This window comes from Pseudomonas sp. PDM22, from assembly GCF_014851965.1.
Classification (GTDB): Bacteria; Pseudomonadota; Gammaproteobacteria; order Pseudomonadales; family Pseudomonadaceae; genus Pseudomonas.
The window spans coordinates 131,251-152,846 of record NZ_JACVAR010000011.1; the positions used below are offsets into that span (position 1 = coordinate 131,251).

The following is a 21,596-nucleotide window of genomic DNA, read 5'->3' on the forward strand; positions in this document are numbered from 1 at the left end:
GGCGGGTTCAAGGGTTGTCCATGTTGTTTCGACGCGCCAGGCGGTTGGATCGTTCAGGTGGGGCGTATTCCAGCTGGGCGGTGACCAGGCGCCGGGTCGATTCGCCGTAGCGCCGGGCTATCGCATCGAGTGCGTTGTCGAGTGTTGCGATCGCCGTGGTGCCGGCCCCCGGCAATGCTGGGTGGTCATCGGGCGAGTCCGGCAGGAACAACAGGCCGCCGGCACTGCTGACGGGGTGTGCGGCGTTGCCCTGTACTTCTGTTTTGAAGGTCCGCGCCCAGGCGTCCACGGCCAGCGCCAGGCTGACTTCATCGAAACCCTGCTTCAGCGGGACGCTGAAGACCTCGTGGTTCCAGAGGGCGAGGTAGTTGGCGGCGGCGATCAGGTAGCCGCTGGCGCCGAGGCGGAAGCGCTGGCTGTCGTGCCGCGGCGACCAGTCCTGCACGCCGAACTCCCGAGCGAGCGTGGTGGCCCTGGGCTCTCCGGCGATGGCCTCCACCAGCGCAAGCGACAGCGGTAGCGCAGCGGTAACACCGGAGGTGGTGATCACCCTGCCGTCCGCTACGTAGCGGCGATTCTCCTCCCAGTGGGCATCGGTATACTCTGCCAGGCGCTGCTTGCGCGAGTACCAATGGCCAGTGGCGCGTCGACCGTGCAACAGCCCCGCGTTGCCCAGCACCAGGACGCCATCGCAGACGCCGACGACAGTCGCGCCCCGCGCCGCCTGAGCCTGGACGAAAGCCAGCAGGGCGGGGTCCTGGCTGTCATGCACGGCGGGCACGATCAGGTAGTCGGCGCCCTGTGGATAACGTTGCGTGAACTCCTCCAGCGTGGCCTGCGGCTGAAGTCGCAGGGCTGGCATCAGTTGCACCGGTTCAGGCTCCGACGCAAGCGCGAGCACTTCCGCTGCGCCCGAGCGGCGCAGCACGCCGAGCGGGACGAGGTAGTCCGCGAGTTCGGTCATGCGGTTCTGGGCGACGACGGCGATGACCGGGCGCTCGCGGCCGAAGCGCGGTTGATAGGGCGCAAGCGCCCCGTCGTCAGCCTGGGCGGCGTGGGTGCAGAGCAGCAGGATGAGGAACAGCAGGAAAGCGTGCATGGCCGTCTCCGGGTGGGGATTTCGATCCTGGCGCGGATTCGTCTGTCGCTTCTGACGCTGATGAGTGAATATCTGCCAATCGTCGCCAGGGATTCGCCCCGATGAATGCTACTCACCGCGTTCTGTTGCTGGTCTTCCCGGATTTCCAGTTGCTCGATGCCAGCGGGCCGGCCGATGTATTCGCGGCAGTGGACGAGCACCTGCCGGTCGCTGCCCGCCCCGCCTACCAGCTCGAGGCGATATCGCCCGGTGGCGGCCTGGTTCGCTCCAGCACCGGGCTGGAGCTGGCGACCAGGGCCTTGCCGGAGCCGCAGCAAGTGGCCGGCTGTACCTTGCTGGTCGCGGGCGGCCATGGGGTGCAAGCGGCCCTGCAGAAAGGCGAAGTAGCGCGTTGGGTGGCGCAGGCTGAACCCCACGCCGCGCGCTGCGGGTCGGTCTGTACCGGGGCCTTTCTGCTGGCGCAGGCTGGGCTTCTGGAGGGGCGCCCGGTCGTTACCCACTGGCGTTACGCCGAACTGCTACAGCGGCTGTTTCCTGGCTTGCGGGTGATGCACGATGCCCTGTTCGTGCGCGACGCGAAGTTCTACAGCTCCGCCGGTGTGTCGGCCGGGATGGACCTGTGCCTGAGCCTGGTGGAGGAGGACCATGGCCGCGACCTGTCGCTGCGGGTTGCTCGCGGGCTGGTGATGTACCTGCGTCGACCTGGCGGCCAGCGTCAGTTCAGCGCCGAGCTGCTGGCGCAGCAGGCGCCGCCGGACGGGCAGATGGAGCGTCTGGTGGCGTGGCTGCGGGAACGGCTGGCTGAGGCCCTGGATGTCGAGGAAATGGCGACGCAGATGGCCATGTCAGCGCGCACCCTGCATCGGCATTGCCAGGCGGAGATGGGCATGACGCCGGCGAAGCTGCTGTTGGAGTTGCGTCTGGAGAAAGCGAGCCAACTGCTGGAGGCGGGAGAATCGTCGCTCAAGCGCGTGGCACAGCACGCAGGATTTGGCAACGAGTACAACTTGCGGCGCGCCTTCGTGCAGGCGCTGGGCGTGACGCCCGGGGAGTATCGACAGCGCTTCTGCCGCCAGGAGCGGGACGGATGCGCAGGCGCGCATCCGTCCGTTCGCCATCAGCCGCGGTGACGGCCGCGGAAGAAGTCGATCAGGCCCTGGGTGGAACCGTCCTCGGCGGCGCTTTCCTCGCTGCCGACCAGGCGACCGTAGACGGCCTTGCCCAGCTCCTTGCCCAGTTCCACGCCCCACTGGTCGAAGGCGTTGATGCCCCAGAGGATGCTCTGCACGTAGACCTTGTGCTCGTACATGGCAATCAGCGCGCCCAGGCGGCGGGCGCTGATGCGCTCCATCACCAGGGTGTTGCTCGGGCGGTTGCCCGGGATCACCTTGTGCGGCGCCAGACGCTGCACTTCAGCTTCGTCGACGCCCTTGGCGCGCAGCTCGGCCTCGGCCTCGGCGCGGCTCTTGCCGACCATCAGGGCCTGGCTCTGCGACAGGCAGTTGGCGTACAGCCACTGGTGGTGATCGGCCACCGGGTTGTAGCTGGACACCGGGACGATGAAGTCGGCCGGGATCAGGTGGGTGCCCTGGTGCAGCAACTGGTGGTACGCGTGCTGGCCGTTGCAGCCCACGCCGCCCCAGATCACCGGGCCGGTGCCGGCGGACACCGGGGTGCCATCCTGGCGCACGCTCTTGCCGTTGGACTCCATGTCCAGCTGCTGCAGGTGGTCGGTGATGTTCCGCAGGTAGTAGTCGTAGGGCAGGATCGCGTGGCTGCGTGCGCCCCAGAAGTCGCCGTACCAGACGCCGAGCAGGCCCAGCAGCACCGGGATGTTCTTCTCGAACGGCGAGGTGAGGAAGTGCTGGTCCATGTTGTAGGCGCCGGACAGCAGTTCCTTGAAGTTGTTGATACCGACCGACATGGCGATCGGCAGGCCGATAGCCGACCACAGTGAGTAACGACCGCCGACCCAGTCCCACATCGGGAAGACGTTTTCCGGACGGATGCCGAAGGCCGATGCCGCTTCCTTGTTGCTGGAAACGGCGATGAAGTGGCGGTACAGCTCTGCCTCGCTGCCGCCCTGGGCCAGGTACCAGGCGCGGGCGGCCTGAGCGTTCTTCAGGGTTTCCAGGGTGCCGAAGGACTTCGACGAGACGATGAACAGCGTGGTCTCGGCGTTGAGCTTGGCGGTCATCTCGCGGAATTCGCTGCCGTCGATGTTCGCCAGGTAGTGGCAACGCACGCCTTTCTGGGCGAAAGGCAGCAGCGCTTCGGAGACCAGCTGCGGGCCAAGGAAGGAACCACCGATGCCGATGTTCACCACGTCGGTGATCGGCTTCTCGGTGTAGCCGCGCCACAGGCCGTTGTGCACGGCGGCGACCAGTTCGGTCATCTGATGCAGTACGCGGTGCACCTCGGGCATCACGTCGACGCCGTCGACCAGCACCTTGTCGCCGATGGGGCGGCGCAGTGCGGTATGCAGCACCGGGCGGCGTTCGGAGGCGTTGATCACCTCGCCACGGAACATCGACCCGATTGCCTCGCCCAGCTTGGCTTCCTCGGCGAGCTTCACCAGCAGATCGAGGGTGTCCTGGCGGATCAGGTTCTTCGAGAAGTCGAGGAACAGGCCGCAGGCGGCGAGGGAGAAACGCTTGAAGCGCTCCGGGTCCTCGGCGAACGCCTCGCGCATGGTGAAGTTCTGCAGATCCTGGCGGTGTGCGGCCAATGCCTGCCAGCTTGCCAGTTTGGTGGCATCCAGCGGGTTGAGGTGGTGTTCCATGACGTACCTTCGGGTAAGACGGGCGTGTTTGAACGAGGCTTTGGAACCTGGGAAGGCCCGGTGGTTCCGGGCCTTTCCGTGGCTCAGGCGAGCTGAACCGGGATGGCGTTGCTGGTGTGGCTGAGTTCGTTGCCGGGCGCCATGTACAGCATGCACGGCTGGTAGCCTTCCAGCTCGGCGTCGCTGAACTGAGCGTACGCGCAGATGATCACCCGGTCACCCACCTTGGCCTTGTGGGCGGCGGCGCCGTTGACGGAAATCATCCGCGAACCTTCCTCGCCACGGATGGCGTAGGTGGTGAAGCGTTCGCCATTGTCGACGTTGTAGATCTGGATCTGTTCGTACTCGCGGATGCCGGCGAGATCGAGCCATTCGCCGTCGATGGCGCAGGAGCCTTCATAGTCGAGCACGGCGTGGGTGACTTCGGCGCGGTGCAGTTTGGCTTTGAGCATGATGCTCTGCATGGCGTGGCTCCTGTTTTTCTTCTGGTCGAGGAGAGCGGGGCGAGTATGCCCGAGCACCCGAAGTCGCTCAAGGCCGCGAGTGGCGCGGCTTCGAGGCGAAAATTCGGGTATCGGACGGGGAATCAGTCGATGTGGAAGGCGAGGTTGTCGATCAGCCGGGTGGTGCCCAGGAAGGCGGCGACCAGGATCACCAGCTGATGGTCTTGTGCCGTGGCCGTGCGCAGGCCGGCGGACTCGCGGGCCTCGAGGTAGTCGATGCGCAGGCCGGCCGCTTCGATCTGCTGGCGGCCTTCGGACAGCAGCGCGGGGAAGTCACGCTCGCCCTGGCGGATACGCTCGGCCAGTTGCTTCAGGGTGCGCTGCAGGACCGGTGCGAGGGCGCGCTGCTCCTCGGTGAGGTAACCGTTGCGCGATGACAGCGCCAGGCCGTCCTCGGCGCGCACAGTGGGCTCGCCGAAGATCTGGATCGGCAGGTTCAGGTCGCGCACCAGCTTGCGGATGACCGCCAGCTGCTGGAAATCCTTCTCGCCGAACAGCGCCATATCGGGCTGGACCATGTTGAACAGCTTGCAGACCACCGTGGCGACGCCATCGAAGTGACCCGGACGGCTGCCGCCGCACAGGCCCTCGGAGACTCCGGTGACATGCAGTTTGGTCTGGCCTTCCATGCCGTCGGGATACATCTCCTCGACGGTGGGTGCGAACAGCAGGTGGCAGCCGGCATCGAGCAGTTTCTCCTGGTCCGCCGCCAGGGTGCGCGGGTACTTGTCCAGGTCTTCGCTGGGGCCGAACTGCAGCGGGTTGACGAAGATGCTCGCCACCACGAAGTCGGCGCGCTGGCTGGCCTTGGTCACCAGCGCGGCGTGGCCGGCGTGCAGGTTGCCCATGGTCGGGACCAGCGCAATGCGCTTGCCTTCGCTACGTGCGCGCGCCACGGCGGCGCGCAGCTCGCGGACTGTCTTGACTGTATTCATCAGGCGAAACCGTGCTCCGGGCCGGGGAAGGTGCCGTCCTTCACTGCCTTCACGTAGGCGGCGAAGGCGGACTGGATGTCGGGCTGGCCTTCGAGGAAGTTCTTCACGAACTTCGGCGAACGGCCGGACAGCGACAGGCCGAGCATGTCGTGCATCACCAGCACCTGGCCGTCGGTGCCGGCGCCAGCGCCGATGCCGATGACCGGGATCTTCACGGCTTCGGTGATTTCCTTCGCCAGCGCGGACGGCACGCACTCCAGCAGCAGCACGGCAGCGCCGGCCTGCTCCAGGGCGATGGCGTCGGCGCGCAGCTGGCGCGCCTGGTTTTCCTGGCGGCCCTGGACCTTGAAACCGCCGAACAGGTTGACGGCCTGCGGGGTGAGGCCCAGGTGCGCGCACACCGGGATGCCCATCTGGGCCAGGCGAATGATCGGCTCGGCGAGCCAGGCGCCGCCTTCGAGCTTGACCATGTGGGCGCCGGCCTGCATGACCTTCACCGAGTCGCGCAGCAGCTGGTCCAGCGAGGTGCCGGATTCGAACGGCAGATCGGTGACGATCAGCGCGCCCTTGTTACCGCGTTTCACGGCAGCGGTGTGGTAGGCCATGTCCTCTACGGTCACCGGCAGCGTGCTGTCGTGACCTTGCAGCACCATACCCAGGGAGTCACCGATCAGCAGCATTTCGGCACCGGCCAGACTGGCCGTATGGGCGAAAGTGGCATCGTAGGAGGTCAGCATCGCGATCTTTTCGCCGCTTTGCTTGAGACCTTGCAGGGTGGTCAGGGTGACATCAGGCATGAAAGTGTCCTCGGTTCTGCGCCGGGCAGGGGCAAACGGGGCCCTATAGTCCGGATCGAAAAAGGCTAAGTCAATTGCAGGTGTTACCGGACTGTTACGGCGTTACTGCCAGTGCGCCCCACGCCTGGGGCGCAGCATGCATCAGGACAGGCGCTCGAGGCCGCTGAACGGACAGGCGGCGAGCAGCTCGGCCAGGGTGCGCCCGTCGGGGAAACGCAGTTGCGGAGCGAGGTCCGCCAGCGGGTAGAGCACGAAGGCGCGGGCGTGCATGTGGTAGTGCGGTACGGTCAGGCGCGGCTCGTCGATCAGGCGCTCGCCGAACAGCAGGATATCGAGGTCGAGGGTACGCGGTCCCCAGCGCTCGTCCTTGCGTACGCGGCCTTGTTCCAGCTCGATGGTCTGCAGGGCGTCGAGCAGCGCGAGCGGCTCCAGGTCGGTATCCAGGGCGGCCACGGCGTTGACGTAGCGCGGCTGGTCCGGCGGGCCCAGCGGATCGCTGGCGTAGAGCGGGGAGACCACCGCCACCTTGGTGGCGGGGACCTGCGACAGCGCCTTCAGCGCGGCTTCCAGCTGCTGGCGCGGCTCGGCGAGATTGCTGCCGAGCCCGATGTACACGCGCTCGCTCATTCGCTGCTGGCGCCTTCGGTGCGCGGGCCGCGACGACGACGATTGCTGCCGCCACGGCGGCGTTTGCGCGGTGCGGCGGCGCCGCCTTCTTCCTGCTGGCTGGCCAGGTTGCGGATCATGCCGCGGCGTTCGCCGTCGCTGGCTTCCTGGTAGTCGGTCCACCAGTCGCCGAGGCCACCGGTTTCCTCGCCGGCGCTCTCGCGCAGAAGGAGGAAATCGTAGCCGGCGCGGAAGCGCGGGTTCTCCAGCAGCAGGTCGGCCTTCTTGCCCTGGCGGCGCGGCAGGCGCTCCTGCATGTCCCAGATCTCGCGGATCGGGATGGTGAAGCGCTTGGGCACCGCGGTGCGGCGGCACTGCTCGAGGATCAGCTCGTGGGCGGCTTCCTGCATCGCCGGGATCGGCGGCATGCCGCGGTCCTGCAGTTTCAGCACGCGGGCGGGCAGGGCCGGCCAGAGCAGCGCGGCGAACAGGAAGGCCGGAGTGACCGGCTTGCCCATGCGGATGCGCTCGTCGGTGTTGGCCAGGGCCTGGCGCATCAGCTTGCCGGCGTACTCCGGGTCGTCCTTCAGCGCCTTGGCGCTCGCCGGGAACAGCGGGGCGAACAACTCGTACTCGTTGAGCAGTTCGAAGGTGCGTTCGGCCTTGCCGCTGAGGAACAGCTTGAGGATTTCGTCGAACAGACGCGCCGAAGGAATCTCGTTGAGCAGCGGCGCCAGTCGGCGAATCGGCGCGGCGCTGTGCTTCTCGATCTCGAAGTCCAGCTTGGCGGCGAAGCGCACGGCGCGCAGCATCCGGACCGGGTCTTCGAGGTAACGCTGCTCCGGGTCGCCGATCAGGCGGATCAGGCGGTTGCGGATGTCGCGCACGCCGTGGGCGTAGTCGAGGATGCGCTCGCCGGTGACGTCGAAGTACAGGGCGTTGATGGTGAAGTCGCGGCGCTGGGCGTCGTCTTCCAGGGTGCCGTAGACGTTGTCACGCAGGATGCGGCCGGCCTCGTTGCGGGAGGCGTGGGCGTTGTTGCTGTCGTCGTCTTCGCTGACCGGATGGTTCGCGCGGAAGGTGGCGACCTCGATGATCTCGCGGCCGAAATGGACATGGACCAGCTTGAAGCGGCGACCGATCACCCGCGCATTGCGGAATTCGGCGCGCACCTGCTCGGGGGTGGCGCTGGTGGCCACGTCGAAGTCCTTGGGCGGAATGCCCAGCAGCGGGTCACGTACGCCACCGCCGACGATGTACGCCTGGTAGCCGGCCTTGGTCAGGCGCTCCACGACGTTCACCGCGTTCCTGCTGAACTGTTCCCGCCGCAGCGAGTGCTGATGATTGCCAACGACTTCCGGAGTAGTGCGGACAGCGCGCGGACGGCGCAGTGGGGATCGGATGGACTGGATCAGCTTTTTCAGCATGTGTGCACTATCGGGAATAGGTGTATGGATGGCATACGCAGGTCTCGGCAAGCCGCCTGATTACGGCGTTTCCTGGAGGATAGCGGGTGTCTGCCGCTGCCTTGAAACAAATGGCAGCAAATCGAATGCCGTCTGCGCCGCGGCGATTCTAGCATCGTGGGGTGGGATGATGAAGAAAACTGAAGAAAGGGACTTGCGGGGAGAGAGCGGGAGGGTGTAGCGAAAGCTACTGGGGGAGCCGAGGCTCCCCCCCAAATAGGTGCGTGCTTTGTTTTTATTATGATTACCGGGCTTGTTGTTTTTGTTTGTAGACCCGACCCTCGAAGCTACCTGCTTCGGGGAACCTTCCACACTTGGAAGGTGTTCAATAGCAAACGGATTGCTTTGGTCGCTGAGTGAGCAATGATCTTTCGATCCAACCAGTTTTGCGTGCTGTCTCAAGACAGTTTTATTCTTCTTGACTGGTTGCGGGACTGGTCCCGACGGCTACCCTTCTCCAAAAGAATCAGTTAGCTGCGCCTCCGCGATCTTGTTTTTGTTGTGCTGGAGTCGTTTCGTCTTGTTCTTATTGTGAGTGGTCGTGCTTGTTATTGTTGTTGTGCCAATAACAAAGCAGATGCCGTGCCAACTTTTGCGAATCCTTATTTTTCAAGGGTTTGCGAGGATTCACCCCCGGGCGGCAGGCACAAAAAAGCCGGGTTCCCGTTACCGATGAACCCGGCTTTTGTTACGGAGCTTGTCTCCGGTAACAGTGTGAAACGTCTTACGAGTCAGCCGATGCGCCGGATTTGCGGCGCGGGATGCCCAGGCGCTGGCGGCGTTCCCACAGGCATTTGCGGCTGATACCCAGCTTGCGGGCCAGCTCGGTCTCGGTCATGTGGTCCTGGTGCTCGAGGACGAAGTGCTGGAAGTAGTCCTCCAGCGACAGGTCCTCTGTGGGCTCGTGGTTGCTGGCGCTGCCGTTGGTCGGGCGCAGGTCGCCGTCATCGCCGAAGTCGTCTTCCAGATCATCCAGCTCGATGTCGATGCCCAGCAGGTCGGCAGGGATTTCCTGGCTTTCGCTGAGGATCACCGCGCGCTCGATGGCGTTCTCCAGCTCGCGCACGTTACCCGGCCACGGGTAGTGACGAATGGCCTGCTCGGCCTCGTGGGAGAAGGTCAGCGACGGACGCCCCATCTGGGAGCACTGGCGCGCCAGGAAGGAGCGGGCGATCTCCATCACGTCAGGGCCGCGCTCGCGCAGGGGCGGCAGTTTCAGCGAGATGACGTGGAGGCGGTAGTAGAGGTCTTCGCGGAACTGGCCGGTCTTGGCCAGCATCTTCAGGTCGCGGTGGGTGGCGGCGATCAGGCGCACGTCGACCTTCTGCGACTGTACCGAGCCGACGCGGCGGATCTCGCCTTCCTGCAGCACGCGCAGCAGGCGTGCCTGGGCCTCGAGCGGCAGCTCGCCGATCTCGTCGAGGAACAGGGTGCCGCCGTCGGCCGCTTCTACCAGGCCCGCACGGCCGGCGCTGGCACCGGTGAACGCACCTTTCTCATGGCCGAACAGTTCGGATTCGATCAGGGTTTCCGGGATCGCGGCGCAGTTCACCGAGATCAGCGGCGCCTTGGTGCGCTTGGACAGGTTGTGCAGCGCGCGGGCGACCAGTTCCTTGCCGGTACCCGACTCTCCCTGGATCAGCACATTGGAGTCGGTGGGCGCCACCTTGCGGATCTTGGTGTAGAGCTCCTGCATGGGGGCGCAGGAGCCGATGATGCCGATCTCGCCGTCCGCGGGGGCGGTGTTACCGCTGCTACGGTCGGCGGCCTTGGCGTTACCGCGGGCTTCGGCGGGAGCGTTACGGTTCTCCTGGCGATCCTTGAGGATACGCGCCACGGCCTGGAGCATCTCGTCGTGGTCGAATGGCTTGGCGATGTAGTCCACCGCGCCCATCTTCATCGAATCCACTGCCGAGCGCAGGCTGGCATAGCTGGTCATGATCAGCACCGGAGTGCCCTGGGCCAGCTTGATCAGTTCGGTGCCGGGTGCGCCGGGCAGGCGCAGGTCGCTGACGATCATGTCGAACGACGGGATGCTGTAGCGCTCCTGCGCCTCCTGCACCGAGCCAGCTTCGCTGACCTGGTACTGGTTGCGCTCGAGCAATCGTCGCAGGGCGGAACGGATGATGGTTTCGTCTTCGACGATGAGGATATGTGCCATGTATTCAGCTCTCTCGACGTGCTCGTTTACTGCTCGGCCGTCGGGCCAGGATGCCGCGGCAAGGTGACGCTGATGCGGGTTCCGCATTCGCGTTCGGGGTCAGCCGGGCTGTCTATGGTGATTTGCCCATAATGCTCTTCCACGATCGAATAGACCAGAGCGAGCCCCAGGCCGGTCCCTTTGCCAGGGTCCTTGGTGGTGAAGAAGGGCTCGAACAGGCGGTCGATGATCGACTTGGGTATTCCGCTGCCTTCGTCCTCGACGATCAGGTCGATGGTCTGCTCGGAAGCTTCGCTGCGCACGCGGATCGCGCCGTTGGGCGGGGAGGCGTCGCGGGCGTTGGACAGCAGGTTGATCAGCACCTGGGCCAGACGCTGGGAGTCGCCTTCCACCCAGTGTTCCGGATCGCACAGGTTGAAGAACTGCACGTCGATGCTGCGCTTGTTCAGCGACAGCAGACCGATGGCTTCCTGGGCGACGTCCGCCAGGCACACCGGCTCGGCCGCGACCTGCTTGCCGCCCGCGTGGGCGAAGCTCATCAGCGATTGCACGATGCGCGAGACGCGCTTGGTCTGTTCGAGGATCTGCCCGCTGATCTCGGTCAGCTCGCCGTCGCCTTCACGCTCTTCGCGCAGGTTCTGTGCGAGGCAGGCGATGCCGGTGATCGGGTTGCCGATCTCGTGGGCCACGCCGGCGGCGAGGCGGCCGATGGAGGCCAGGCGCTCGGAGTGGATCAGCTTGTCTTCCAGCGACTGGGTTTCGGTGAGGTCTTCGACGAGCAGCACCAGGCCACTGTTACCGGGCGCAAGGGGTTCCTCGATCGCCGCCTTGTGCAGGTTCAGCCAGCGGGTCTGGCCCTCGATGGTCAGGCGCTGCTTGTGCAGGTGCTCGTCGGGGGCGTCGATGAAGCCTTCCAGCAGGCCGCGCCACGGATCGGGCAGGGCGGCCAGGCGCGAGCCGACCACGCGCTGCGCGCTGACCCCGGTGAGGTCTTCGATGGCGCGGTTCCACATGAGGATTTCCTGGTCCTTGGCCAGCGAGCACACGCCCATCGGCAGATCCTGCAGGGTCTGGCGGTGGTAGCGGCGCAGGGTGTCGAGTTCGGCGGCCAGGCCGGTGAGCCGGGAGTGGTAGTCCTCCAGGCGGCTCTCGATGAAGTGGATGTCCTCGGTGACGTAGGCTTCGCTGCTGGCCTTGTAGGGCAGGAAGGTCTCCACCATGTCCTGCGCCACGCTCGGGCCCATCAGGCCGGAGAGGTTCGCCTCGATGCGGTCGCGCAGGCGGCGCAGGGCATAGGGGCGGCGTTCGTCGAAGGGCAGGTGCAGGTCGCGCAGGGCCTGTTCCACCTCGCGCTGGGCGGTCTTCGCGCCCAGCGGCTTGGCCAGCTGGCTGGCGAATTCCTGCGGGGAGACGGCGATCAGCTCGCGGCGCTGCGGGCGGCGTACGTTGTCCACGGCGCAGGCTTCGGCGGCGCCTTTCTCTTCATCGCTGGCTTCGGTGAACAGCGAGACCAGGGTGAACACCAGCACGTTGGCGGCCAGCGAAGCGAGCGCTGCGAGGTGCCAGGTGGTGTCGTCGAGCACATAGAGCGAGTTGAACAGCGGCAGATAGATGCTCTGCATGTTCGCCACCAGCGGGGTGAGCATGGTCGCGCCCCACACCAGCATGCCCGCCACGAGACCTGCGATGAAGCCGCGGCGGTTGGCGGTCGGCCAGTAGAGCACGGCCAGCGCGCCGGGGAGGAACTGCAGGGTGGCGACGAAGGAGACAATGCCCAGGTTGGACAGGTCCTGCTCCGCGCCCAGCAGCAGGTAGAAGGCATAGCCGGCCATGATGATCGCGGCGATCAGCGCGCGGCGGGTCCATTTCAGCCAGCGGTAGATGTTGCCTTCGGCCGGCGGCTGGTAGAGCGGCAGCACCAGGTGGTTGAGCACCATGCCCGAGAGCGCCAGGGTCATCACGATGATCAGGCCGCTGGCGGCGGAGATGCCGCCGACGAACGCGGTCAGCGCCAGGGCCGGGCTGTCCACCGAGATGCCCAGGCCGAGGGTGAAGTATTCCGGGTTGGTCGAGGCGCCCAGGTGCAGGCCGGCCCAGAGGATCGGTGGTACTGCGAGGCTCATCGGCAGCAGGAACAACGGCAGGCCCCAGCTGGCGCTCAGCAGCGAGCGCGGGTTGAGGTTCTCGGTGAAGGTCATGTGGAACATGTGCGGCATCACGATGGCCGCGGCGAAGAACACCAGCAGCAGCGTGCGCCACGGCCCTTCGGCCAGCGGCGTGTGCAGGGTGCTCAGGGCTTCCTGGTTCTGCAGCAGCCACACTTCCAGGCCGTCCGGCCCGCCGAACACGCCATAGAGGGCGAACAGGCCGATGGAGCAGAGCGCCACCAGCTTCACCAGCGACTCGAAGGCGATGGCCATCACCAGCCCTTCATGACGCTCGCGGGTCGCAATGTGGCGCGCGCCGAAGAGGATGGCGAACAGCGTGATCAGCGCGCAGAACGCCAGCGCCGCGCGGTTGGGTTCGGATTCGCGGGTGAGGATGCTGATCGAGTCGGTCACCGCCTGGATCTGCAAGGCCAGCATCGGCAGCACGCCGATCAGCATGAACAGCGTGGTCAGCGCGCCGGCCCAGGTGCTACGGAAGCGGAAGGCGAACAGGTCGGCCAGCGACGACAGCTGGTAGGCCCGGGTGATCCGCAGGATCGGGTAGAGCAGTACCGGCGCGAGCAGGAAGGCGCCGGAGACGCCCAGGTAGATCGCCAGGAAGCCGTAGCCGTACTGGTAGGCCAGCCCGACCGTGCCATAGAAGGCCCAGGCGCTGGCGTACACGCCCAGCGACAGGGTGTAGATCAGCGGATGGCGCACCAGCCGGCGCGGAATGAAGCCGCGCTCGGTGATCCAGGCGACACCGAAGAGGACCATCAGGTAGGAGGCGCTGATCAGGATCAGCTGGGTGAGGCTAAAGCTCGTCAGCATCGCGCTGGCTCTGCAGGATGAAGGTGACGACGATCAGGATCAGCCACAGCAGATACGGGCGGTACCAGGCGCCGTGGGGATCGATCCACCAGTCCATGATGGCCGGTGAGAACAGGTAGATGCCCACGACCAGGAGCAACACCAGTCGGTAGATGTACATGTCGTCTCTCTCTTGGTTCGGCGGGCAGGCTACCTGTGCGCACAGTCGCCGGCAAGCCGGCCGCCGGTGGGGACGGGTACAAGTCTAGAGCCGCGCATCTTCCAGCGTCAGGCTGTGGGGGATCGCATCGGCATCCCAGTGCGCGATGCCCCAGGCGAGCACCTCGTGGGGCGTGGCCTGCAGCAGCTCGGTGGGCGGCTTCTGTCCCAGTGCCTTCAAGGCGCGCACCAGCAGCGGGGCGGCCTGGTCGGCTTCCAGTGGCGGCGATCGGTAGGACTTGCCGAGCTTGTGGCCGTCGGGCTGGATGATCAGCGGCACATGCAGGTAGCGCGGGGCGGCGATGCCCAGCAGTTCCTGCAGGTAGAGCTGGCGCGGGGTGTTGTCCAGCAGGTCGGCGCCGCGAACGATGTCGGTAATACCCTGCCAGGCATCGTCCAGCACTACCGCCAACTGATAGGCGAACAGCCCGTCGCGGCGGCGGATGACAAAGTCGCCCACTTCGCGGCCCAGGTGCTGGTGGAATTCGCCCTGCAGCCGATCGGTGAAGCGGTAGTCCAGCTCCGGCACGCGGATGCGGATGGCGACGTCGCCGTGCCAGTCATGCTGGGCGTCGCGGCAGGTGCCGGGATAGATGCCGTGGCTGCCTTCGAGCTGCTTGCGCGAACAGGTGCAGGCGTAGGCCAGGCCGCTGCGCAGCCATTGCTCGACCTGGGCGGCATAGGCGTTGCCGCGCTCGCTCTGGTGCTCGACCGGGCCGTCCCACTCGAAGCCATAGCGCTCGAGGGTCTCCAGGATGGCGGTCTGGGCGCCGGGCATTTCGCGCGGTGGGTCGAGGTCTTCCATGCGCACCAGCCACTTTCCCCCCACGGCGCGCGCGTCCAGGTAGGAGGCCACTGCCGCCACCAGCGAACCGAAGTGCAGGTAGCCGCTGGGCGTGGGGGCAAAGCGTCCGACGTAGCGGGAGGCGGGCATGGGAACTCTCTGCTGCTGGAAGACCATCTATAAAACGCAGAAACGAAACGGGGCGCCGCAGCGCCCCGTCCGGGATCAACCAGGCTCAGGAGCCCAGCTGCTTTTCCTTGATTTCCGCCAGGGTCTTGCAGTCGATGCAAAGGGTGGCGGTGGGGCGGGCTTCCAGACGGCGAATGCCGATCTCGACGCCGCAGGAGTCGCACCAGCCGTAATCGTTGTCTTCGATCAGCTGCAGGGTCTCGTCGATCTTCTTGATCAGCTTGCGCTCGCGGTCGCGGGCGCGCAGCTCAAGGCTGAACTCTTCTTCCTGGCTGGCACGGTCGGCCGGGTCGGGGAAGTTGGCCGCTTCGTCCTGCATGTGGTGCACGGTGCGGTCCACTTCTTCCATCAGCTCAACTTTCCACTTGTTGAGGATGGAGGTGAAGTGCGCGCGCATGCGATCACTCATGTACTCCTCGCCCTTGGTTTCCTGGTAGGGCTCGAAGCCACGAATCAGTTGGCTGCTCTGTTGCTTTGCTTTGGTGGGCATGGATGACCGCCTCTCACTCTCGCTAATCCTCTCGCGGATGGTCCCTCTCCGGCACCGCCGGCCCCGCGCTCGCAGCGGGCGAACTTACCAGAACGATAACCGCGATGCTACTCCCGGTTATCGAGCCTGCCAGTGCCCGCACATGACCTGATCGCCAGGTCGGCGACCCACCGGTCATCGCCAGTGGGTTTTTCTGCAAACCTGAGCAGAATCGTCGGCGTTCGCCAGACGAAGCCTGCAAGTTCCCGGAAGCCGCACATCACAGGCGCGGCCGCCCAGAATTCATCAGTGGCCTGTTAGAATCCCGGCTCTGTCGCAAAGTTCGGAATATTCCATGGCCACCACCTTCAGTGCGCGCAGCCGCGCCATCGAACCCTTTCACGTCATGGCGCTGCTGGCGCGGGCCAACGAGCTGCAGGCCGCGGGTCACGACGTCATCCACCTGGAAATCGGCGAGCCGGACTTCACCACCGCCGCGCCCATCGTCGAGGCCGGGCAGAAGGCCCTGGCAAATGGTCACACGCGCTATACCGCCGCACGTGGCCTGCCGGCCCTGCGCGAAGCCATCGCCGGCTTCTACGCCCAGCGCTACGGGCTGTCGATCGACCCGCAACGCATTCTCGTCACGCCTGGCGGCTCCGGTGCCCTGCTGCTCGCCAGCAGCCTGCTGGTGGATCCGGGCAAGCACTGGCTGCTGGCCGATCCGGGCTACCCGTGCAACCGCCACTTCCTGCGCCTGGTGGAAGGCGCCGCGCAACTGGTGCCGGTGGGGCCGGAGAGCCGTTACCAGCTCACCCCGGAACTCATCGAACGGCACTGGGATCAGGACAGTGTAGGCGCTCTGGCCGCATCGCCGGCGAATCCTACCGGCACCCTGTTGCACAAGGACGAACTCGTCGCGCTGTCTGGCGCCCTGAAGGCGCGCGGCGGGCATCTGGTGGTGGACGAGATCTACCACGGCCTGACGTACGGCCTGGATGCGCCCAGCGTCCTGGAAGTGGATGACGACGCCTTCGTCCTCAACAGTTTCTCCAAATATTTCGGCATGACCGGCTGGCGCCTGGGTTGGCTGGTGGCGCCGCCCGAAGCGGTGGGCGAACTGGAGAAGCTCGCGCAGAACCTCTACATCAGTGCGCCGAGCATGGCTCAGCACGCGGCGTTGGCCTGTTTCGAGCCAGCGACCCTGGCGATCCTCGAAGAGCGCCGCGAAGAATTCCGCCGCCGCCGCGACTACCTGTTGCCGGCGCTGCGCGAACTGGGCTTCGGTATCGCCGTGGAGCCGGAGGGTGCCTTTTATCTGTATGCGGATATCAGCGCCTTCGGTGGCGACGCCTACGCCTTCTGCCAGCACTTCATCGAGACCGAACACGTGGCCTTCACGCCCGGCATCGACTTCGGGCGTTACCAGGCTTCGCACCACGTGCGTTTCGCCTACACCCAGAGCGTCGAACGCCTGCAGCAGGCGGTGGAGCGCATCGCGCGCGGCCTGAAGACCTGGCGTCCCTGATGCGCTTCGAACCGGCGCTGGAACAGGCGCGCCTGATCAAACGCTACAAGCGCTTCCTGGCGGACATCGAGACCGCCAGTGGTGAGCGGCTCACCATCCACTGCCCGAACACCGGTTCGATGCTCAACTGCATGAGCGAAGGTTGCCGTCTCTGGTTCAGCCGCTCCGATGACCCCAAGCGCAAGCTGCCGGGGACCTGGGAGCTGGTGGAAACCCCGCAGGGCCGGTTGGCCTGCGTGAACACCGGGCGGGCCAACCGTCTGGTGGAAGAGGCGCTGCTGGCCGGTACGGTGACGGAGCTGGCCGGCTTCGACGAACTGCGCCGCGAGGTGGCCTACGGGCAGGAGAACAGCCGCGCGGACTTTCGCCTGATGTACGCCGGCAAGCCGGTGTACGTGGAAGTGAAGAGCGTAACCCTGGGCTTCGACGACACCACGGTCGCCGCCTTCCCCGATGCCGTGACCCAGCGTGGTGCCAAGCACCTGCGCGAGCTGGCGGTGCTGGCGCGCGAGGGCATGCGTGCGGTGCTGCTGTATGCGGTGAACCTGTCGGGTATCAAGGCGGTTCGCCCAGCGGTGGAAATCGACCCGGCCTACGCCGCGGCGCTGGCGGAGGCGCGCAACGCCGGCGTGGAGGTGCTGGCGTATGGGGCGCAGATTGATACGCAGGAGATTCGGCTCGAGCGGCCGTTGCAGGTGTTGTTGTAGGAGCGCCCCATGGGCGCGATCGGCGGCCTGGCCCGCTCCTACATTTCCAGCCAGATGCCCTGTTCATCCTCCCGGCAGGGCAGCACCTCCAGCACCTCCCCCAGGCATGGTCCCTGGATGCACTCGCCGGTTTCGATGAGGAACAGCGCGCCATGGTGGCTGCACTGCAGCAGGCGGCCACTGGCATCGAGGTACCGCTCGGCGTCGTAGCCCAGCGGGATTTCCCGGTGCGGGCAGCTGTTGCGGTAGGCGTAGACGCGGCCCTGGCGGCGTACGGCAAAGAGGTTCAGGCCAGCGGCCTTGAAGCCCCGGCTCTGGCCTTCGGCCAGGTCATGCGGGGCGCAGAGCAGGATCATCCGGGGCTTCCATCCAGGTACGGCATCACGAGGCGGGCATTATCCGCGCCCGCAGGGCGATACCGGAAGAGGGTGCACTTCCCTGTGCTGAAGAGCGTGTGCTGAAGAAGGGCTGAGCTGGCGCCTTGCCAACGAAAGCGGCGCCGACCTTAAGCCTCTCTGATATTTAATGCAAATAATTATCAAATAGATTTCCTAATTTTCCTGTGGCAAGGTTCGTCCATGCTGCCGCGCCGCGGCAGGCCACCTTTCGAACGAGGAATTCTGCGATGACGACCCTGACTGCGCCGGCCTCCGAGCTGTACCGCGCCTGGCAAGCCCTGCGCGCCGAGAAACCGCGCCTGCGCGCCCGCGATGCCGCGCAACACCTGGCCGTGAGCGAAGCCGAGCTGACTGCCAGTCGCCTGGGTGTGGACGCCGTGCGCCTGCGCAGCGATTGGGCCGAGCTGCTGCCGGCGCTGGGGGAGCTGGGCCAGATCATGGCGCTGACCCGCAACGAGCATTGCGTGCATGAGCGCAAGGGGCCGTACCGTGACGTCACCGTCTCCGCCAATGGCCAGATGGGCCTGGTGGTGTCTCCGGACATCGACCTGCGCCTGTTCCTCGGCGGCTGGACCAGCGCCTTCGCCATCAGCGAGGAGACCGCCCACGGCACCCAGCGCAGCATCCAGGTATTCGACCGCCAGGGCACCGCCGTGCACAAGGTCTTCCTCACCGAGCAGAGCGACCTCGCGGCCTGGGACCCGCTGGTGCGCAGCTTCACCGCCGCCGAGCAGAGCGCAGCGCTTGACCTGGCCCCGCTGGAGCCCAAGGCCGCGCCGCTGGCCGACGGCGAAATCGATGTCGCCGCCCTGCGCGAAGGCTGGTCGGCATTGAAAGACACTCACCACTTCTTCGCCCTGCTGAAGAAGCACAAGGTCCAGCGCACCCAGGCGCTGCGCCTCGCCGGCCGCGAGTGGGCCGAGCCGCTGGCTACCGTCGAACTGCCGCGTCTGCTGGAAGCAGCGGGGACCAAGCAATTGCCGATCATGATCTTCGTCGGCAACGCCCACTGCATCCAGATTCACACCGGCACCGTGCAGAATCTCAAGTGGATGGACGACTGGTTCAACGTCCTCGACCCGCTGTTCAACCTGCACCTGAAGACCCCGGGCGTGGTTGAACTGTGGCGCGTGCGCAAGCCCAGCAGCGATGGCGTGGTCACCAGCTGGGAAGCCTTCGATGCCCATGGCGAGCTGGTGCTGCAGGTGTTCGGTGCGCGCAAGCCCGGCGTTCCGGAACTGCAGAGCTGGCGCGAACTCGCCGAATCCTTCCCGGCACTCTGAGGGGCGACACATGAAGATTTCCATGACTGCACGCGCGCTGTTCGCCGGGCTTTGCCTGACTGCCACCAGCGCGTTGGCCGACGCGTTGCCCCAGCGCTGGGTGAGCGCCGGTGGTTCGCTGAGCGAATGGGTCGTCGCCCTGGGCGGCGAGGCCAAGCTGGTGGGCGTCGACACCACCAGCCTGCACCCCGCATCGCTCCACGCGCTGCCGAAGATCGGCTATCAGCGGCAGCTCGCCGCCGAAGGCATCCTCGCGCTGAAACCGGACATCCTGCAGGGCAGCGAAGAGATGGGTCCGCCGCCGGTACTGCAGCAACTGCGTGCCGCTGGTGTGCGGATCGAGACGCTCTCGGCCAAGGCTGACGAGAAGACCGTGCGTGACACCATTCAGCGTCTGGGCGAACTGCTTGGTGCGCCGGACAAGGCCAGGCATGCCGTGGCGGACTTCGATGCGCGTCTCGCCGCGCAGAACGCGTGGGTAAAGAAAGCCCAGTCCGCGCAAGCCGCGCCCGGTGTCGTCCTGCTGGTCGGGCACGCTGGCGGCAACCTGCTGGTGGCCGGGCAGGACACTTCCGGCGACTGGCTGATCCAGCACGCCGGTGGCCGCAACCTGGCGACCCATACCGGCTACAAGACGCTGTCGACCGAAGCCCTCACTGCGCTGAATCCGCAGGTGGTGGTGCTCAGCGATCGCTCCCTGGACGGCGACAAGGCCCGCGCCGCACTGACCCAGCAGAACCCCGGACTGGCCGCGACCAGCGCGCTGCGTGAAGGTCGTGTTCTGGTGCTCGATCCGACCCTGCTGGTGGGCGGTCTCGGCCCGCGCATCCCGGACGGGCTGGCTAGCCTCTCCCAGGCCTTTTATCCTTCCGCGCAGGCCCTGAACACGGAAAGTCGTCCTTGACCCGGATCGTTACCGCTCGACCGCTGTTCCTGCTCCTCGGTTTTCTCCTGTTGCTGGTCGTCTGGCTCTCACTGGCTCTCGGGCCGGTGAGCCTGCCGCTGGGTGATACCCTGCGCGCGCTGGCGCACATGCTCGGGCTGCCGGTGTCCGCCGATGGCCTCGGTCAGGCCGAACTGATCGTCGGGCAGATTCGCCTGCCGCGGACCTTGCTGGGCATTGCGACCGGCGGCGTGCTGGCGCTGGCCGGCGTGGCCATGCAGGGGCTGTTCCGCAACCCGCTGGCCGATCCCGGCCTGATCGGTGTTTCCAGCGGTGCTGCGCTGGGGGCGGCCATTGCCATCGTTTTTGGTGCGTCCATCGGTGGGTTGCCCGAGGCCTTCGCTCCTTATCTACTGTCCGCCTGCGCTTTTGCCGGCGGCCTGTCGGTGACGGCGCTGGTCTACCGGCTGGGGCGCCATAACGGCCAGACGAGTGTGGCGACCATGCTGCTCGCCGGTATCGCGCTGACCGCGCTGGCGGGCGCGCTGATCGGCCTGTTCACCTACCTCGCCGATGATGCCACGCTGCGCACCCTGACGTTCTGGAACCTCGGCAGCCTCAACGGCGCGAGCTATCCGCGCCTGTGGCCGCTGCTGCTGATCACCCTGCTGGTGGCCTGCTGGCTGCCGCGCCGGGTGAATGCCTTGAATGCGCTGCTGCTGGGCGAATCCGAAGCGCGTCACCTGGGCTTCGATGTCGAGCGGCTGAAACTCGAACTGATCCTCTGCACCGCGCTGGGCGTCGGCGCGGCTGTGGCTGCCGCCGGGATGATCGGTTTCATCGGCCTGGTGGTGCCGCACCTGCTGCGCCTGATCGTCGGCCCGGATCACCGCGTGCTGCTGCCCGCCTCGATGTTCGGCGGTGCGATCCTGCTTCTGCTCGCCGACCTGATCGCGCGGCTGGCGCTGGCGCCGGCGGAACTGCCGATCGGCATCGTTACCGCGCTGATCGGTGCGCCGTTCTTCCTTTATCTGCTGATCCGGGGGCGTTCCTGATGCTGTGTGCAGACAAGCTGCTGGTGAAGCGCGGCGCCCTGACCGTTCTGCAGGAGGTGAGCGTGGCGCTGCAGCCGGGCGAAGTGCTCGGCGTTCTCGGCCCCAACGGTGCGGGCAAGAGCACCCTGCTTGGCGCCATGAACGGGGAACTGCCGCTGGCCGGTGGATCAGTGAGTCTCGACGGCCGCCCGCTGGGCTCCTGGCAAGGTACCGAGCGCGCACGCCGGTTGGCGGTGCTGCCGCAATCGTCTTCGCTGAACTTCGCATTCCCCGTCGAGGCGGTGGTTGGCTTCGGACGCTTGCCCCACGACAGTGGCCGCCAGCGCGACGAGGAGATCATCCGCGAAGCCATGGCCGCCGCCGATGCCTCGCACCTGGCCGGGCGCAGCTACCTGGCGCTCTCCGGCGGCGAGCGCCAGCGGGTGCACCTTGCCCGAGTGCTGGCGCAGCTGTGGCCGGGCGGCGCAGAACAGGTGCTGCTGCTGGATGAACCGACCTCGGCGCTCGACCCACTGCACCAGCACACCACGCTGCAAGCCGTGCGCGATTTCGCCGGGCGCGGAGCGGCGGTGCTGGTGATCCTGCACGACCTGAATCTCGCGGCGCGTTACTGTGATCGCCTGTTACTGCTGCACGAGGCGCGCGCGCATCTGCTCGGCACCCCTTGCGAAGTGCTACAGGCCGAGCCGCTGCGCACTGTCTTCGGCCTCGATGTGCTGGTGCAGGAGCACCCGGAACGCGGCCATCCGCTGATCATCGCGCGCTGAAGGGAGTC

General features: G+C 66.3%; 20 protein-coding genes. 7 read left to right on the forward strand and 13 right to left on the reverse strand.

Annotated features, from left to right (window positions below):
* Nucleotides 1–7: 7 nt before the first annotated feature.
* Nucleotides 8–1,099 carry a DJ-1/PfpI family protein gene (locus IB255_RS29235; protein ID WP_192211227.1) on the reverse strand — a complete coding sequence of 364 codons (1,092 nt, stop codon included), beginning with the start codon at nt 1,097–1,099 and terminating at the stop codon, nt 8–10.
* 101 nt (nt 1,100–1,200) lie between these two features.
* Between IB255_RS29235 and IB255_RS29240 the strand changes: the two genes are divergently transcribed.
* A complete protein-coding gene (locus IB255_RS29240) occupies nt 1,201–2,229 on the forward strand; it encodes a GlxA family transcriptional regulator (RefSeq protein WP_081520715.1) in 1,029 nt (342 codons plus the stop codon).
* Here the strand turns inward: IB255_RS29240 and pgi are convergent.
* The 11 genes from pgi to dksA all read right to left on the reverse strand — a co-directional run bounded on the left by pgi (nt 2,217) and on the right by dksA (nt 14,988).
* Complete coding sequence (gene pgi, locus IB255_RS29245) at nt 2,217–3,881, reverse strand: glucose-6-phosphate isomerase (protein WP_081520716.1); 1,665 nt, start codon at nt 3,879–3,881, stop codon at nt 2,217–2,219. The genes IB255_RS29240 and pgi overlap by 13 nt on opposite strands.
* An 83-nt stretch (nt 3,882–3,964) precedes the next feature.
* A complete protein-coding gene (gene panD / locus IB255_RS29250) occupies nt 3,965–4,345 on the reverse strand; it encodes an aspartate 1-decarboxylase (RefSeq protein ID WP_081520717.1) in 381 nt (126 codons plus the stop codon).
* 122 nt (nt 4,346–4,467) lie between these two features.
* Nucleotides 4,468–5,319: a pantoate--beta-alanine ligase gene (gene panC, locus IB255_RS29255; protein WP_081520718.1), complete on the reverse strand. Its 852-nt coding sequence runs from the start codon at nt 5,317–5,319 to the stop codon at nt 4,468–4,470.
* The gene (gene panB / locus IB255_RS29260; RefSeq protein WP_081520719.1) at nt 5,319–6,116 is read right to left on the reverse strand and encodes a 3-methyl-2-oxobutanoate hydroxymethyltransferase; all 798 of its coding nucleotides are present in this window, start codon (nt 6,114–6,116) and stop codon (nt 5,319–5,321) included. Before panB ends, panC begins: the two co-directional genes overlap by 1 nt.
* A gap of 141 nt (nt 6,117–6,257) precedes the next feature.
* Complete coding sequence (gene folK, locus IB255_RS29265) at nt 6,258–6,743, reverse strand: 2-amino-4-hydroxy-6-hydroxymethyldihydropteridine diphosphokinase (RefSeq protein ID WP_081520720.1); 486 nt, start codon at nt 6,741–6,743, stop codon at nt 6,258–6,260.
* Nucleotides 6,740–8,149, reverse strand: a complete 1,410-nt coding sequence (locus IB255_RS29270; protein ID WP_081520721.1) for a polynucleotide adenylyltransferase PcnB — start codon at nt 8,147–8,149, stop codon at nt 6,740–6,742. Before IB255_RS29270 ends, folK begins: the two co-directional genes overlap by 4 nt.
* A 763-nt stretch (nt 8,150–8,912) precedes the next feature.
* Nucleotides 8,913–10,349 carry a sigma-54-dependent transcriptional regulator gene (locus tag IB255_RS29275; protein ID WP_081520722.1) on the reverse strand — a complete coding sequence of 479 codons (1,437 nt, stop codon included), beginning with the start codon at nt 10,347–10,349 and terminating at the stop codon, nt 8,913–8,915.
* Nucleotides 10,350–10,375: 26 nt separating this feature from the next.
* Nucleotides 10,376–13,327, reverse strand: a complete 2,952-nt coding sequence (locus IB255_RS29280) for a sensor histidine kinase (RefSeq protein WP_081520723.1) — start codon at nt 13,325–13,327, stop codon at nt 10,376–10,378.
* Nucleotides 13,311–13,487: a hypothetical protein gene (locus IB255_RS29285; RefSeq protein WP_015478907.1), complete on the reverse strand. Its 177-nt coding sequence runs from the start codon at nt 13,485–13,487 to the stop codon at nt 13,311–13,313. The genes IB255_RS29280 and IB255_RS29285 overlap by 17 nt, the downstream gene beginning before the upstream one ends.
* 84 nt (nt 13,488–13,571) lie before the next feature.
* Nucleotides 13,572–14,459 carry a tRNA glutamyl-Q(34) synthetase GluQRS gene (gene gluQRS / locus IB255_RS29290; protein ID WP_081520724.1) on the reverse strand — a complete coding sequence of 296 codons (888 nt, stop codon included), beginning with the start codon at nt 14,457–14,459 and terminating at the stop codon, nt 13,572–13,574.
* A gap of 85 nt (nt 14,460–14,544) precedes the next feature.
* Nucleotides 14,545–14,988 (reverse strand): RNA polymerase-binding protein DksA, encoded by a 444-nt coding sequence (gene dksA / locus IB255_RS29295; RefSeq protein ID WP_015478905.1) that lies wholly within the window; start codon nt 14,986–14,988, stop codon nt 14,545–14,547.
* A 334-nt stretch (nt 14,989–15,322) separates the two neighbouring features.
* Here dksA and IB255_RS29300 point away from each other — a divergent pair, with 334 nt between their 5' ends.
* Both IB255_RS29300 and sfsA read left to right on the forward strand, forming a co-directional pair.
* Nucleotides 15,323–16,495 carry a pyridoxal phosphate-dependent aminotransferase gene (locus tag IB255_RS29300; protein WP_081520725.1) on the forward strand — a complete coding sequence of 391 codons (1,173 nt, stop codon included), beginning with the start codon at nt 15,323–15,325 and terminating at the stop codon, nt 16,493–16,495.
* Complete coding sequence (gene sfsA, locus IB255_RS29305) at nt 16,495–17,202, forward strand: DNA/RNA nuclease SfsA (RefSeq protein WP_192211228.1); 708 nt, start codon at nt 16,495–16,497, stop codon at nt 17,200–17,202. Before IB255_RS29300 ends, sfsA begins: the two co-directional genes overlap by 1 nt.
* A gap of 38 nt (nt 17,203–17,240) precedes the next feature.
* On the opposite strand, the gene IB255_RS29310 is transcribed toward sfsA, so the two are convergent.
* Nucleotides 17,241–17,558: a Rieske (2Fe-2S) protein gene (locus IB255_RS29310; RefSeq protein ID WP_192211229.1), complete on the reverse strand. Its 318-nt coding sequence runs from the start codon at nt 17,556–17,558 to the stop codon at nt 17,241–17,243.
* Nucleotides 17,559–17,827: 269 nt separating this feature from the next.
* Here IB255_RS29310 and IB255_RS29315 point away from each other — a divergent pair, with 269 nt between their 5' ends.
* The 4 genes from IB255_RS29315 to IB255_RS29330 are packed head-to-tail and all read left to right on the forward strand — an operon-like array spanning nt 17,828 to nt 21,588.
* A complete protein-coding gene (locus tag IB255_RS29315) occupies nt 17,828–18,883 on the forward strand; it encodes a hemin-degrading factor (protein ID WP_192211230.1) in 1,056 nt (351 codons plus the stop codon).
* A gap of 10 nt (nt 18,884–18,893) precedes the next feature.
* Complete coding sequence (locus tag IB255_RS29320; protein WP_192211231.1) at nt 18,894–19,787, forward strand: heme/hemin ABC transporter substrate-binding protein; 894 nt, start codon at nt 18,894–18,896, stop codon at nt 19,785–19,787.
* A gap of 50 nt (nt 19,788–19,837) precedes the next feature.
* A complete protein-coding gene (locus IB255_RS29325) occupies nt 19,838–20,821 on the forward strand; it encodes a FecCD family ABC transporter permease (protein ID WP_139791703.1) in 984 nt (327 codons plus the stop codon).
* Nucleotides 20,821–21,588: a heme ABC transporter ATP-binding protein gene (locus IB255_RS29330; protein WP_192211232.1), complete on the forward strand. Its 768-nt coding sequence runs from the start codon at nt 20,821–20,823 to the stop codon at nt 21,586–21,588. The genes IB255_RS29325 and IB255_RS29330 overlap by 1 nt, the downstream gene beginning before the upstream one ends.
* Nucleotides 21,589–21,596 lie beyond the last annotated feature (8 nt).

What these genes read in the sequence shown, in the direction of transcription:
- IB255_RS29235 (WP_192211227.1), bottom strand. Translation starts at nt 1,099, where the DNA reads ATGCACGCTTTCCTGCTGTTCCTCATCCTGCTGCTCTGCACCCACGCC.
- IB255_RS29240 (WP_081520715.1), top strand. Translation starts at nt 1,201, where the DNA reads ATGAATGCTACTCACCGCGTTCTGTTGCTGGTCTTCCCGGATTTCCAG.
- pgi (WP_081520716.1), bottom strand. Translation starts at nt 3,881, where the DNA reads ATGGAACACCACCTCAACCCGCTGGATGCCACCAAACTGGCAAGCTGG.
- panD (WP_081520717.1), bottom strand. Translation starts at nt 4,345, where the DNA reads ATGCAGAGCATCATGCTCAAAGCCAAACTGCACCGCGCCGAAGTCACC.
- panC (WP_081520718.1), bottom strand. Translation starts at nt 5,319, where the DNA reads ATGAATACAGTCAAGACAGTCCGCGAGCTGCGCGCCGCCGTGGCGCGC.
- panB (WP_081520719.1), bottom strand. Translation starts at nt 6,116, where the DNA reads ATGCCTGATGTCACCCTGACCACCCTGCAAGGTCTCAAGCAAAGCGGC.
- folK (WP_081520720.1), bottom strand. Translation starts at nt 6,743, where the DNA reads ATGAGCGAGCGCGTGTACATCGGGCTCGGCAGCAATCTCGCCGAGCCG.
- IB255_RS29270 (WP_081520721.1), bottom strand. Translation starts at nt 8,149, where the DNA reads ATGCTGAAAAAGCTGATCCAGTCCATCCGATCCCCACTGCGCCGTCCG.
- IB255_RS29275 (WP_081520722.1), bottom strand. Translation starts at nt 10,349, where the DNA reads ATGGCACATATCCTCATCGTCGAAGACGAAACCATCATCCGTTCCGCC.
- IB255_RS29280 (WP_081520723.1), bottom strand. Translation starts at nt 13,327, where the DNA reads ATGCTGACGAGCTTTAGCCTCACCCAGCTGATCCTGATCAGCGCCTCC.
- IB255_RS29285 (WP_015478907.1), bottom strand. Translation starts at nt 13,487, where the DNA reads ATGTACATCTACCGACTGGTGTTGCTCCTGGTCGTGGGCATCTACCTG.
- gluQRS (WP_081520724.1), bottom strand. Translation starts at nt 14,459, where the DNA reads ATGCCCGCCTCCCGCTACGTCGGACGCTTTGCCCCCACGCCCAGCGGC.
- dksA (WP_015478905.1), bottom strand. Translation starts at nt 14,988, where the DNA reads ATGCCCACCAAAGCAAAGCAACAGAGCAGCCAACTGATTCGTGGCTTC.
- IB255_RS29300 (WP_081520725.1), top strand. Translation starts at nt 15,323, where the DNA reads ATGGCCACCACCTTCAGTGCGCGCAGCCGCGCCATCGAACCCTTTCAC.
- sfsA (WP_192211228.1), top strand. Translation starts at nt 16,495, where the DNA reads ATGCGCTTCGAACCGGCGCTGGAACAGGCGCGCCTGATCAAACGCTAC.
- IB255_RS29310 (WP_192211229.1), bottom strand. Translation starts at nt 17,558, where the DNA reads ATGATCCTGCTCTGCGCCCCGCATGACCTGGCCGAAGGCCAGAGCCGG.
- IB255_RS29315 (WP_192211230.1), top strand. Translation starts at nt 17,828, where the DNA reads ATGACGACCCTGACTGCGCCGGCCTCCGAGCTGTACCGCGCCTGGCAA.
- IB255_RS29320 (WP_192211231.1), top strand. Translation starts at nt 18,894, where the DNA reads ATGAAGATTTCCATGACTGCACGCGCGCTGTTCGCCGGGCTTTGCCTG.
- IB255_RS29330 (WP_192211232.1), top strand. Translation starts at nt 20,821, where the DNA reads ATGCTGTGTGCAGACAAGCTGCTGGTGAAGCGCGGCGCCCTGACCGTT.